Origin of the sequence: Rhodococcus sp. 1R11 (assembly GCF_004563845.1) — a bacterium.
Lineage (GTDB): Bacteria > Actinomycetota > Actinomycetes > Mycobacteriales > Mycobacteriaceae > Rhodococcoides.
In genome coordinates, this window is the sequence record NZ_SPNG01000002.1 from 319,639 (window position 1) to 332,520 (window position 12,882).

The following is a 12,882-nucleotide window of genomic DNA, read 5'->3' on the forward strand; positions in this document are numbered from 1 at the left end:
GTCAGGCGGTCAGCCGAGACCGCGCCCAATCGATCAAGCCGGGCACGGCATCCTCGATCTGTTCTCGCACCTCGGTGAACGCAGAATCCGACGAGTAGTAAGGATCTGCGACCGACGCATCGTCGGCGTCGGGATCGAACGAACGCAGCAGGTGCACCCGATCGGCCGGTGCACCCAACTGCAGTAGAGATCGAGCGTGGCCGGTGTCGAGAGCAACGATCAGATCGGCGGCGAGGTGGTCCGGTCCCACCTGATTCGCTTCGTGCTCGCTCTCGTAACCGTGTGCATCGAGCTCCGCGACCGTTCGGGGGTCTGCACCGTCGCCGACATGCCACCCGTCGATTCCCGCGCTCGACACGCGGACGGCATCACCCAGACCCGCCTCGCTCAGGTGCGCGGCGAACACCTTCTCGGCCATCGGTGATCGACAGATGTTTCCGGTGCACACGAACGTCACGTGCAGTGGCTGGCTCATCGTGACGCCTGCGTGTTCTGCTCGAGCACGGCGGCCAGTTCGTCCATGTTCGACGCGGTGAACGCGGCGTCGTCGCTCTCACCGTCGATGCCGTAGCCCCATTCCACGTAGACCGCCGGAATTCCGAACCTGGCTGCGCCGTGCACATCGTGGTCGCGGTCGCCGATCATGATCACACCTGCAGTGCCGCCGTCCGAGGATTTGACGGGATCGATGCCGAGATTGGTCAATGAGTGCGCGATGACGTCGGACTTCGCACGCCGCGACCCGTCGTTGCTGGCACCGCCGATGAAGTCGAAGTACCGGGACAAGCCGAAGTGGTCGAGTATCCGTACGGCGAAGCGCTCCGATTTGGACGTCGCCACGCCCAGCCGAACACCGCGATCCTGCAATCGCGTCAGCACTGTCTCGATCCCGTCGAACGCGGTGTTCTCGGCCCAACCCCGCTCGTCGTAGCGGTCGAAATAGGCGGCCAGCGCGCGCTGAGCTGCCTCCTCGTCCAGGCCCATCGAGCGCAGCGTGTCGATCAGCGGTGGACCGACGACGAGAGAGAGCTGCTGTTCGGTCGGTTCGGGAGCACCGACCGAGGCCAGCGCGTGGCGAAATCCTGCGTGAATTCCCGGCGCGGAATCGGTCAGCGTTCCGTCTAGATCGAATAGGACAACGGATGCGGGCAGAGCGGCAGACATGGCCCGAGCCTATCGGTGCACGTGACGGCTAGGCTCGTCGCGATGTCCGATACAGCGTCCGGCCCCGATGCACTTCTCCGTCATCACGGAGATCTCGAGGTCGGCTCGGGCCTCGTCGACTTCGCCGTCAACGTGCGCGGTGACGGCCCGCCGCCGTGGCTTCGTGATCGGCTCGCTGCGGCCCTGAACTCGCTCGGTTCGTATCCATCGGTGGCAGCCGAGCGGGCGGCTCGGGAGCAGGTCGCCGCACACCACGGACGCTCGCCGGACGAGGTACTGCTGCTCGGTGGCGGAGCCGAGGGATTCGCGATGCTGCCACGGCTCGAGCCGGCCCTCGTGGCAACCGTGCACCCGTCGTTCACCGAGCCCGACTGGGTGCTCGAGCAGGCCGGCATCGCGGTCCATCGGGTAGTACTCCCGCCGCCTTTCTTGCTCGATCCGGGCCTGGTGCCCGAGGCCGCCGACATGGTGATCGTCGGCAATCCCACCAATCCGACGTCGGTGCTGCATCCCCGCGAGGAAGTGCTCAGTCTGCGTAGGCCCGGCCGCATCGTCGTGGTCGACGAAGCATTCGCCGACGCAGTGACGGGAGCAGGAGAATCGGTCTCCTCGGACAGCTTCGCGGACGTGCTGGTACTCCGAAGTCTGACCAAGACGTGGGCATTGGCGGGGTTGCGGTGCGGCTATGCCTTGGCCCATCCCGACGTACTCGAACGAATGCAGCGGGGCCGTGCGCACTGGCCGCTCGGCACTCTGCAACTCGACGCAATTCGCGCCTGTACCGAGCCGTTCGCGGTCGAGCAGGCCCGAGTCGAAGCCCTGCGGATCGACGCCGAACGTGCCGCCATGATCGCGAGACTGACCGCACTCGGTCTCGACATTGCCGGACCGGCGCGAGCGCCGTTTCTTCTGGCGCGGGTCGACGACGCCGACGGGATCCGAGAACGTTTGCGCACGAAGGGAATTGCGGTTCGGCGCGGCGACACGTTTCCCGGACTGGACCGCAACTACCTACGCGTCGCCGTACGGGACTCGGCACACGTCGACATACTGGTGCAGGCGTTGAACACCGTTCTGTGAGGAGATCAATCGACATGGCAGTGACACTGGCGAACGTCATCGAGGTTCTCGACAACGCATACCCGCCTCGATTGGCCGAGAGCTGGGACTCGGTGGGACTGGTATGCGGAGATCCGGAAGCCGAAGTGCGACAGGTGCTCTACGCCGTCGACGTCACCCCGGCCGTCGTGGACGAGGCCATTTCCTGGGGTGCCGACCTCATCGTCGCCCATCACCCTCTGCTGCTCAAAGGAGTCGATTCGGTTGCGGCCGACACCGCCAAAGGCTCGGTGATCCACCGCATGATCAAGGCCGACTGCGCGCTGTTCACCGCCCATACCAACGCCGACTCGGCCGATCCCGGTGTCTCCGACGCACTCGCGTCGGCCCTCGGTGTGATCGATACCAGGCCACTCGATCCCATTCCTGCTCCGGCGCACGACAAATGGGTCGTATTCGTGCCGTCGGCCGACACTGCGGTAGTGCGCCAGGCGCTGTTCGACGCCGGAGCCGGTGAGATCGGCGACTACAGCGAAGCGAGTTGGCACACCGAGGGGCTGGGCCAATTCCGGCCGCAGCCCGGTGCTCATCCCACGCTCGGCGTCGTCGGCGAAATCCACACGGTGACCGAGGACCGAATCGAGGTGGTTGCATCCCGAGCCGACCGCTCCCGGATGCAGTCCGCGCTCAGGCGTGCGCATCCGTACGAGGAGCCCGCGTTCGATGTCTTCGAGTCTGCGGCCCTACCGTCGTGCACCGGTCTGGGGCGGATCGGACGGTTGCCTGATCCGATGACCCTCGCCGAGTTCACCGATGTCGTCCGAGACGCTCTGCCGGCCACCAGCTGGGGAGTGCGAGCAGCGGGCGATCCGGACGCCACGGTGTCGATCGTGGCCCTGTGCGGGGGAGCAGGGGACTCTTTCCTCGCGACCGTCGCACGGACCGACGCCGACGTCTATGTCACGTCCGATCTCAGACATCATCCGGTCGACGAGCACCTGCGGGCGGGTGGGCCCGCGGTGATCGATACGGCCCACTGGGCCTCGGAGTTCCCGTGGTGCGCTCAGGCCAGGGGCATCGTGGACGCCGAATTCGGCGACACGGACGGCTGGAGCAGCAGGGTCAGCGATGTCCGCACCGACCCGTGGACGCTGTGACCGACGAACCCCGCGACCGGGGGAGTGCACGGATCCGGCTCGGTACGTTCTGCGCAGCCGGTAGGGTAATCGGAATCAACTTCCATAGTCGCAGGAGTCATCAAGCGTGAACGTCGATCCCAAAGTCCAGGCCTCGCTACTCGAATTGGCCGGTGTGGATACCGAACTCTCGCAGATCGCCCATCGCCGAAAGACCCTCCCCGAGCAGCAGGAGGTCGACAAACTCGAGGCCGAGCGCATCACCCGCAAGGATGCTGCCGTCACGGTGCAGATCTCGATGGACGACCTCGATCGCGACATCCGCAAGCTCGAGGGCGAAGTCGATGCCGTTCGCCAGCGCGAGGCGCGCGACAAGAAGATGCTCGAGAGCGGCACGATTGCGCCCAAGCAGATGACCGAGCTGCAGCACGAGCTCGGCAGTCTCGAACGGCGGCAGAGCATCCTCGAGGAAGAACTGCTCGAGGTCATGGAACAGCGCGAGGCCAGCGAGCGCGACTACGAACACGCCGGGGCGCAGCTGACGCAGATCGAGGACGAAATGGTCGACGCCGGTCGTCGCCGCGACGACGCTGTCGCAGACCTGGACGTCGCCGAGAAGCGGAGCGCCGAGCGTCGCGAGGCATTGATCTCGGGTATGCCGGCCGATCTGCTGGCGCTGTACGAGAAGCAACGCGCACTGACCGGTCGAGGCGCAGCATTGCTGCAGGCCCGCCGATGCGGCGCATGCCGAATCGAGCTCGATCGCAACGAGATTGCGAGCATCGCCAACAAACCTGCCGACGCTCTGGTTCGTTGCTCGGAATGCAACGCAATCCTGGTGCGCACCAAGGAGTCCGGAATTTGAGTGCCGCGCAACGGGTCGTCGTCGAAGCCGACGGCGGCTCCCGCGGTAACCCGGGTCCCGCCGGGTACGGAGCCGTGGTGTTCTCAGCAGATAGCAACGAGGTGTTGGCCGAACGCCGGGAGGGGCTGGGAATTGCAACGAACAACGTGGCCGAGTACAGGGGCCTCATCGCCGCGTTGACCGCGGCCGCAGACGTGGGTGCCCGTGAGGTCGAGGTTCGGATGGATTCCAAACTCGTCGTCGAACAGATGTCGGGACGCTGGAAGGTCAAGCATCCCGACATGATTCCGCTCAATCGCCGAGCGGCAGAGCTTGCTCGCACGTTCGATCGCGTCACCTTCCAATGGATTCCGCGGGAGCAGAACTCACACGCCGACGGTCTGGCGAACGAGGCGATGGACGCCGCGGCCAAGGGGATCGACCTCCCTGATCTGCCCGATTCCGAACCGGCCGCGAAGCAACCCGCGGTGGCCCCCGGGTGGACAGGTGCAGTGGGCGACCCCACCCGAATGTTGTTGTTGCGCCACGGCCAGACCGCGCTGTCGGTCGACCGGCGATACTCCGGCCGCGGAAATCCGGAACTGACCGAGCTGGGGGTTCGACAGGCCACCGCTGCAGCGGCACGGCTCGGCCGACACGACGACATCGCAGCGATCGTCTCGTCCCCCCTCGGCCGCGCCCGACAGACCGCCGACGCCGCGGCAGGTGCACTCGGACTCGACGTGACCACCGTCGACGATCTGACCGAAACGGACTTCGGCGACTGGGAAGGTCTGACCTTCGCAGAGGCGAAAGACCGCTACCCCGAACAACATCGGGCCTGGCTGGGCGATACCTCGGTGACCCCGCCCAACGGCGAGAGTTTCGACGCAGTGCGCACTCGAATCGAATCGGCCCGTGATCGATTGATCAAAGAGTATGCGGGTAAGACGATCGTCGTCGTGACACACGTGACGCCGATCAAGACACTGCTGCAACTGGCACTGGACGTCGGACCGTCTCTGCTCTACCGAATGCACCTGGACCTCGCGTCGCTGAGCATCGCCGAGTTCTACCCCGACGGCGGGGCATCGGTGAAATTGGTCAACGACACGTCTCACCTGGGACGACTGGCCTGATCGGTCCGGGGGCGGGGGCGACGGTGATTATGTCCACGGCCGGCCAGTAAAAGCCCTAGGTGTGCTGGTTTGCACTAGCACCGTTGCCATCCGGTAGTACCTGTGGTGAAGTTCCCAATTCACGGACTGTCTGCGAAGCTCGTGCACCCAGTCTGCCATCGGCCAGGCAGTTTGAAGACGTGAACGGCCTGGCTATCGCTGGACGCCCTTGGCCAAGCTCCGGCGTGGCCGCCACTGTTCTTTTCGTCAACCGACCGAACGAAGTTCTCAAAGCTGGTGCCGAGCAGGCCAAGGACTATGTCGAGCAAATAGTCATTGACAGCGCGCGGGCTACGCAAGGCTGTCACCGGGACAGCTGCCTAGAAGCGACGGAGAGGTATGGCCTAATGAACGCCGCTGTCAGCCCACGCAAGCACCCTCTCTGGCTTACTATTAGGGTGGAATGATCAGTTAAGTAACACCCAAAATGGCAGCGGGATCTAACGCGAGAAGGAGACAAATGGGCCTGAACTATCGGAGTTTGGATGTCATTACACGTGAAGCGATGGCGGAGGAGGTCGAGCGCGATGTTACGTCTGGAACCCTTTATATAAGTCCCCGATTGACTGACGAGGGCGCTCGCCTGTGGCCGGACGTTCTTCGTTCGGCCGTGAGCAAGGGGACCGATGACATCCTTGCGCAGGAATTGGTTACGCGGGGATTTCTCAAAACCCACGAACTGGGTCACCGAAACGGCAAACCCTACTCGAAGGCCGTACCAGTGAATGCGGCGTCCACGCTGGCTGAGGGCGAGTTCAATCGATTCTATCTCCGGGGAATTGCGAGCCGGGGTGTTGTTGAAAGCCGTGGCATCGAAATCTACCGTGGTCGTTCTTCGTCCAACCCTCGTTCTGCATCTGTGGCGCTCGAAGGTCAACGTCTAGCTGCTGATGTCCTTCTCGATGATCTCAGAGCCAATACTCGCACAGACACCGCACTAGGACTTCCGCCCGGCCCCAACTCCGGTCTGACGGGAGAGCTTGTTTAACTGCAGAACAAGTCCTTACAGATGTGCTGTTTGAACCGTCCCGGGCTTCTTGCAGCTCCTACTCTTGCAACTTCTTCGGGCGGAGTGTCAAATCTTGACTTTAGTAGACCTTCTCGAATTCGTCTGGTGCGAGGTAATCGAGGGTGCAGTGGATCCGCGTTAGTTGTCCTAGTCGACCCACCCATCGTGGCAAACTCGATATCGCCGATGGTCTCCAGCGGGCCGTTCAGGAACGGGCTCCGTTTCGATATCACTGTGGTCTTGTACAACCCAATTTTGCTCTTCGTCAACGCATTGTCGTAAACGTCCCCGACACTTCCGATCGAGGCCGCAATACCCTCAGACACAGGCGCTTCCGCAAACGCGGTCGAGTGGGGACACCTCCTGATTGCGGGGCGTACTGGCTGCCTGCGTCGCTGTGATGAATGAGGCCCGAGCCGGACGTGGTGTCCACCGTGATCTAAGCGCCACAATGCCTTCTTCTACGCAGTGGTGACCATAGTGATGTCTTCGACCGTCGAGGCAGCGAGCGTAGAGCACTCCCGGTTCACCGACCTTGTCGCGCAGCGCGGCGGTAAGTAAGCGTCAGATATCGTGCGCGCCGATTGTGGTGGGCTCGTCTAGTTGCGGTACGTGCGTGGGGCAACCTGCACGTGCTGCTCTGTAAGCGCGCGGTAGGTTGACTCGACCCGATAGTTCTGCGCACTCATCTGATCGATGAACTGGGCTATCCGCGGCGGCGAGGGTCGAGCTCGCTCGCGAAGAAATCGATGCCGACTTCAAAATCACGTTGGCTTCCTTAAGATCTCGGTTCTCACGTTCGAGTTCCTTGATGCGTTGCTGCTCCTCAGTCAATGCACCGGTAGCCTGGTTCGCATTGATCTGGGCCTGGCGTGTTCAGAGCCGCAGCGACTCCGCGCCGACGCCCAATTTCGGTCCGATCGCCTTGCCTGCGCCTAAACGGAGTTGCACTCGTGGAGGTCGTCGAGGACCATCTTCACCGCACACTCACGTTGCTCGGTCGAGTAACGCTTCGACATGTGCTTCATCATCCACAAAGAACGAATCGGCATCAAACCCGGGACGGTTCACCCAACAGCTCTGCACGCCGGACGTTTCGACAGACTCATCGTGCCCACGAGAATCTGGACGGCGGGCGCTTGGCAGCTGAGCTCAGAATTTCCCCTTCGCTACCTCCCGCAGCGCTTCATTCTCCAGCTCAGTCTCGGCGAGCAGGCGCTTGAGCTTGCCGTTCTGCTCGCGAAGCTCCTCAGTTTCTTCGCGGCATCGATGTCCATCCCGCCGTACTGGCGGTGCCAGTTGAACAACGTCGCTGCCTACACCTATAGTTCCGCCGCGATCTGCTCCTGCGTCTTGCCCGCAGCGGTCAGCTTTTCGGCACGGCGCAGTTTGCGCACGATGTTTTCGGCACAGTTCTGCTTTTGTCCAGCCGTGTTCTCCATCGTCCTATCCGCCCAGATCATGGGCAACAAGACTCTAAAAAAAGATTGCCCCATTCACTGGGGACATGCTCGAGTGATGAATTCTGCGGATAAGTCGAAAGAAGAGCGGAAATGCTGGCTTTGAAACGTCAGTTCCCGGCTCGACTGGCCCAATATTAGGTATCCAGCGTCATAACGTCTTGGTAGAGCTTTCGTAAGTGGGCGTCCGACATATCGATAATTGGCTCATACATAAAGGAATTAACATGGATGTTTTCCGGCGTCATGAGTGCAACTGATTCTAGAATATCACGGGTTTCTTTAGTCCCGAGCTTGCGATTCTTGTACGCGTTGTACAGTGCCTGTGTTTGATTGGCAGGGATGTTGCGAGTAAAATTTGGGTCTGCCAACTCGCTGATCATATGGCCTTCGGCCAGTAGTCGAATGGCGATTGACATGACGATCTTATTTTCGAAGTTTACTCCCTCGTCTGCTTTCAAGGCGATGTTAGCCTGCTCGGTAACCAACTTAATAACTGTTTCGGAGGGGAATTCCCATTCTCCCTGGTCTCCGAATATTTCTGTAAATATCAAGTCTAAGTCTTCTTGGGTTATTGAAGGAGTGTCGCCCTTCCAGTGAAGTAGTGAAGTTAGCTTAAGGTATCCGGGATCACCTTCACCCTTCGTGTACTCCAATATATTTCGAATAAATGGAATGCATGCTACACGCTTCATACCATCTTCGAAAAACCTCAATTTGAAGTCTTTGATGAACGGGTTCTTTATGCCCACTGCTTGGCTTAAAATGACCCGACCTTCACCCTTCTGTGCCATGAAGCACCGTTCATACCCCACAACCCCGCGGCTTTCGAGAGTACGAAAGAAGTCAAAATTGTGAGTGAGGAGCATCAGTTTGAAGTTCGACTGTTCCGACATCTCCTTCAGGTAGTGAATTATCGCGTACTTATTTTTGTAGTCGAAAGAGTCGGCAATGTCATCTATGACGAAAAGAGTGTCCCGATTGAGAGTCTTCCGGGCTTCCACCTCGAATAGTACGTTAAGAATGTAAAGTGCCTTCTTTTCTCCGTTGCTGAGAACTCGCAGTAAGTCTCCTCGTTCAACCGTGGCGCTTTCAGTTCCCTCCTCGAATTCAAATCCGAGTTTAAGGAGGCTCTCTTGACCAAGCACTACGCGATCGCGGTTCTTGGCCGCAAGTCTAAATGGTACAAAGAATCGGTCGTTGAAGATATCGATAACGCGTTCCCATTGGGTACTCTGGTCGGATGCTTCCTTTTCGATCTCTTTTCTGCGTTTTTCTGCGTTCTTATAGTGACTTACGACTCGATCATATAATTCCTGATGGGACTTAATGTATGACTTCCAAAGATTTTGCTCGAACAATTCGACATTGGTTAAGTTTGGGAGAAGTTCGACATGCTCTGAGATGTAAGCAAAAAATGCACGTGTGTCTACATTTTTGTTTAGAGCCTTCTCGACGACATCTAGTTTCTTTCGAAGTGAACTATCATCGGTGATCTGCTGCTTCTCTGCTGCGATCAATGCATCAAGATCGGCCTGGCTGGCGACTTCTTTAGTTAGCCCGTCTGGCCCGTTTAGGAGAATGGAATGCTGGGCCGAGAAGAAACCGTTTTCTCCCAGGCTTTTAGTTACGTTAGCGGCATTGTAGAAAGTAAACGATTCACGGCTGAAGAAGCTTGACTCGTCCAGTAGCTCATTGAGTCGAGTTACGTAGTCTAGTAGGGCAGACTTAAGTGCTGGTGTATTCAAGATTGGTTGAGTCTTGCTATTAAACAAGACATCATAAGGTACGTCGGCGAGCGGTGCCCCGTCCTGTTCTTCAATTTCATAGTGGAGTCGCATGAGTGCAGTGAAGAAATTATCGTTCTGTTGCGTAAACGCACGCGAGATTATGCTGATGATGTCCTGTTTACTCTTGGACTGTTCCTTGAGTGCAGCAACCAACTCGTCACGAGCGTCGAGTAGATCGCGTTGCAGGGCCTCGTATTCTCTGCGGAGGCTAGCATTGACGAGAAGGGTCGAGGTCGCTTCGGTCGGCCCTAGCTCCTCGTCATATGAAAGCACAACAACTACGTCGGTTCGGTCCAGTTCGTTGCCATCTTCGTCGGTCACGTGCCGGATGGTCGTGCGTTCCGGGAACACATGGTCCACTGTGGCTCTGCCTGCAGCAACATCTGCCAACGTTCGGGCAAGGGAAGTCTTCATGCTTCCGTTTGGTGCGTATATTGCGACAGAGTTGCCATTTCTAAACTTGAATGAGGTGGACAGTTGGCGGATTCCGTGGCAGTTCTCAAGCTCAAGAGTTAGCTTCTTCATGGAATCCTTCTCTGCTCGGAGACTCTATGCGTGGTACGCGTGTACAGCACTGGTCTAGGCTATCCCTAGACCCGCTTTTCTGAACCACTTCGGTGTCGATCTAACCTCGGTGTCGACTTCGAGGTGATGTGACTGTGTTGCTACGTTGCATTTCAAGGTATGAATCTCCGCCAGGGAGTCCGCGGCGTTCGGATCTGTGAGGTGCTCCGACGATTGAAGTAGTGATCGTTCGCACGAGTTGATACTCTCGGCTCTCAATCTCACACATCAATTGCCGATCGAATCACGAGGCCCTATATCTGCAGCGCCAGCCACAGGCCCGCCACTGCTCCGACGATGGTCAACGGGGTCGTGATGACGCCGAGAATGGTGAACGTCCTCAGATCCGCCGGCTCGTCGTTGGCCGATGCGACGCGTCGCCACAACATGATCGCCAGTGAACCGACGTAGGTCAGGTTGGGGCCGAGATTGACCCCGATCACCATGGCCAGCAACAACGCCGGGGGAGCGTCCGCGCCGAAGGCCGCCAGGAGCAGCAACGTTGCGGGCAGGTTGTTGACGATGTTAGATGCGATGGCCGCGATCGCTGCGGCGGCCAAAAGCGACGCGAAGGTGGTGTCGGACGGCAGGATTCGCGCCAGCCAGTCGCCGATCGGGCCCGTCGTCACGCCGAGCACGACAATGCCGAGAAGGAAGACGAAGCCACAGAAGGGCAGATCGGCACCGCGCAGGATCGCGCGAGGTGTGGTGTGGCGAGCTCGAAGCGCCGGGATTGCCAGTGCCACGGAGCCCACGGCAGCCACCCAGAACGGTTCGATATCGAAGAGTCCTGCCACGGCGAAGCCGACCAATGTCGCGCCGAGGATGACGAGTGTGCTTCGCGGTGCTGGGACGTCGTCAGTGCTGTGTTCGGTCGCGGAGTCCGTCGGTGTCGCAGTGCGGGTCAGATCCTTGCGGAAGAAGATCAGGAACACCGCCAGTTCGATGGCGACCGCGAAAATCCACGGTAGCGCCATCAGTGCGGTGAAGTGCAGGAAGGTCAGGCCCGTCGCACCGAAGGCCAGCAGGTTGGTCAGATTCGACACCGGCAGCAAGGTCGACGCCGAATTGGACAGGTGCGCAGTGGCGTAACTGTGTGGACGCGGCGACATCCCCAGGATCCGAGCGGCACCGATGATGGCCGGTGTCAGCAGAACCACGGTCGCGTCGAGGCTCAGTACGGCTGTGGTGGCCGCGGCAGCGGCGAACACGAGGGTCAGCAGTCTGCGGGGGCTGCCCTTGGATCCGCGGCGTAGCTTCGCAGCGATCCAGGTGAACACACCGAGGGCATCCGACAGATGCGCCAGGATCAGGATGAACGCCAGAAAGACGACGGTGGGTGCGAGTTCGAGTACCTGCTCACGGGCGGCGTCGAGGCTGACGAGGCCGACGAGAAGAACAACTGCGGCCGCTGGAAGTGCAGCAACGATCTCCGGAAGACCGCGCGGGCGAACGATGGCGAAGACGAGAACGGCGGCGACCAATGCCGCAGCGAGAACGGTCACGCGAGAATCTTCACGAGAGTGCGGACGTTCCGCGTGGTGGTCGTGGCCTTGTACTTCGCCTTCGCCGTGGCTTTTCCGAACGCACTGTCGGTGGTGTTGCCCTTGCGCACCTCCCAGTAGAGCACGCTGTTCCCCTCGGCAATCCTCTCGAGATCGGGGTCGAGTTCCACTGTAAGAGCGGACAATTCGGTCAAATGGCTATCGTCGTTACCGAACACCACATAAGGATGCCAGCCCTCCCGTTCGGCGTCGAACGGGTAGGACTCCACTATCGCCCTCAGTGTCGGGACGTCGAGTACGACAACCCAGGCTCGGTAGCCGAACGCCTCGGCGAGCGTGCTCTCCACCTGTGCTTTCAGGGCGGCGGCCGCTAGCGGAGACTGCAGCAGTACGTTGCCGGTCGCCAGAATCGTGCGGACATTCGTGAAGCCGGCCGAGGCCAGAGCTGCGCGGAGGTCGACCATCTTGATGTTGATGCCGCCGACGTTGATGCCGCGCAGCAGCACAACCCATTCACTCATGGGAGGAACTGTAGTGAAGCGCACGAGAACAACCAATGAAGTCAGCAGTTAGTAACCAGTAACTTGGCGGCATGGCGCAGAGAGGACGGATGACAGGCCCGGAACGACGGCAGCAAATACTGCGGATAGCGGCAGACGAATTCGCATCGTCTGGACTGCACGGCGGTTCGACCGACAGGATCGCTCGCGAAGCAGGGATCACCCAGGCCTACATCTTTCGAATATTCGGAACCAAGAAGGCACTGTTCTCCGAGCTGGTGGTCGCCTCGTTCGACCGTGTGGCGGATGGGATGCGCGAGGCGGCAGGTACTGCCACCGGTCAGCAAGCCTTGGCCTCGATGGGGGAGTGCTATTACGCCATGCTCGAGGATCGAACCTCACTCTTGCTGCAGCTGCAGGGGATCGCGGCGTGTGGCGACGAAGAGGTGCGCGACGCCGTTCGAGAGGCGTTCGGCCGGATGTGGAACACCGTCGTAGAGGTCACCGGTCTCGATGCGGTGACCGTCAAAGCGTTTCTGGCGTTCGGCATGCTGCTCAACAGTGGCGCGGCCCTGCAGATTCATGACGTCGACCAACCCTGGGCGAACGGAGTGGGCACTCGTATCCACGCCGGATTGTTCGACCACATCACGATCGAGACGAACCGTTGATC

At 60.0% G+C, this 12,882-nt stretch carries 12 protein-coding genes and 1 pseudogene; 7 read left to right on the top strand and 6 right to left on the bottom strand.

Annotated features, from left to right (window positions below; genetic code table 11):
* Position 1: 1 nt before the first annotated feature.
* Together E4P29_RS04750 and E4P29_RS04755 are read right to left on the bottom strand one after the other, a co-directional pair.
* Positions 2-475, bottom strand: coding sequence for a low molecular weight protein-tyrosine-phosphatase (locus E4P29_RS04750; RefSeq protein ID WP_167735381.1), 474 nt, complete (start codon positions 473-475; stop codon positions 2-4).
* Entirely contained in the window at positions 472-1,164 is a 693-nt protein-coding gene (locus tag E4P29_RS04755) for an HAD-IA family hydrolase (RefSeq protein WP_135042378.1), read from the bottom strand. Before E4P29_RS04755 ends, E4P29_RS04750 begins: the two co-directional genes overlap by 4 nt.
* A gap of 42 nt (positions 1,165-1,206) precedes the next feature.
* Between E4P29_RS04755 and cobC the strand changes: the two genes are divergently transcribed.
* The 5 genes from cobC to E4P29_RS04780 all read left to right on the top strand — a co-directional run bounded on the left by cobC (position 1,207) and on the right by E4P29_RS04780 (position 6,369).
* Entirely contained in the window at positions 1,207-2,244 is a 1,038-nt protein-coding gene (gene cobC, locus E4P29_RS04760) for an Rv2231c family pyridoxal phosphate-dependent protein CobC (RefSeq protein WP_135042380.1), read from the top strand.
* A gap of 14 nt (positions 2,245-2,258) precedes the next feature.
* Positions 2,259-3,380: a Nif3-like dinuclear metal center hexameric protein gene (locus E4P29_RS04765; protein ID WP_135042382.1), complete on the top strand. Its 1,122-nt coding sequence runs from the start codon at positions 2,259-2,261 to the stop codon at positions 3,378-3,380.
* A gap of 106 nt (positions 3,381-3,486) precedes the next feature.
* Entirely contained in the window at positions 3,487-4,224 is a 738-nt protein-coding gene (locus E4P29_RS04770; RefSeq protein ID WP_027497425.1) for a C4-type zinc ribbon domain-containing protein, read from the top strand.
* The gene (locus E4P29_RS04775; RefSeq protein WP_135042384.1) at positions 4,182-5,342 is read left to right on the top strand and encodes a bifunctional RNase H/acid phosphatase; all 1,161 of its coding nucleotides are present in this window, start codon (positions 4,182-4,184) and stop codon (positions 5,340-5,342) included. The genes E4P29_RS04770 and E4P29_RS04775 overlap by 43 nt, the downstream gene beginning before the upstream one ends.
* 499 nt (positions 5,343-5,841) lie before the next feature.
* A complete protein-coding gene (locus tag E4P29_RS04780; protein WP_135042386.1) occupies positions 5,842-6,369 on the top strand; it encodes a hypothetical protein in 528 nt (175 codons plus the stop codon).
* Between the two features lie 239 nt (positions 6,370-6,608).
* Here E4P29_RS04780 and E4P29_RS26280 read toward each other — a convergent pair.
* Positions 6,609-6,811: pseudogene (locus tag E4P29_RS26280) on the bottom strand (hypothetical protein); the annotation flags it as partial.
* A 596-nt stretch (positions 6,812-7,407) separates the two neighbouring features.
* On the opposite strand from E4P29_RS26280, the gene E4P29_RS04785 reads away from it, so the two are divergent.
* A complete protein-coding gene (locus tag E4P29_RS04785) occupies positions 7,408-7,956 on the top strand; it encodes a hypothetical protein (protein WP_135042388.1) in 549 nt (182 codons plus the stop codon).
* 31 nt (positions 7,957-7,987) lie between these two features.
* On the opposite strand, the gene E4P29_RS04790 is transcribed toward E4P29_RS04785, so the two are convergent.
* From E4P29_RS04790 to E4P29_RS04800, 3 genes are all read right to left on the bottom strand, one after another.
* On the bottom strand, positions 7,988-10,165 hold the full coding sequence (locus E4P29_RS04790) for a phage infection protein (RefSeq protein ID WP_135042390.1): 2,178 nt from the start codon (positions 10,163-10,165) through the stop codon (positions 7,988-7,990).
* Between the two features lie 293 nt (positions 10,166-10,458).
* Positions 10,459-11,709 carry an SLC13 family permease gene (locus E4P29_RS04795; RefSeq protein WP_135042391.1) on the bottom strand — a complete coding sequence of 417 codons (1,251 nt, stop codon included), beginning with the start codon at positions 11,707-11,709 and terminating at the stop codon, positions 10,459-10,461.
* A complete protein-coding gene (locus E4P29_RS04800) occupies positions 11,706-12,230 on the bottom strand; it encodes a DUF1697 domain-containing protein (protein WP_135042393.1) in 525 nt (174 codons plus the stop codon). The genes E4P29_RS04795 and E4P29_RS04800 overlap by 4 nt, the downstream gene beginning before the upstream one ends.
* Before the next feature lie 71 nt (positions 12,231-12,301).
* Here E4P29_RS04800 and E4P29_RS04805 point away from each other — a divergent pair, with 71 nt between their 5' ends.
* The gene (locus tag E4P29_RS04805; RefSeq protein ID WP_245154162.1) at positions 12,302-12,880 is read left to right on the top strand and encodes a TetR/AcrR family transcriptional regulator; all 579 of its coding nucleotides are present in this window, start codon (positions 12,302-12,304) and stop codon (positions 12,878-12,880) included.
* Positions 12,881-12,882: the final 2 nt, after the last annotated feature.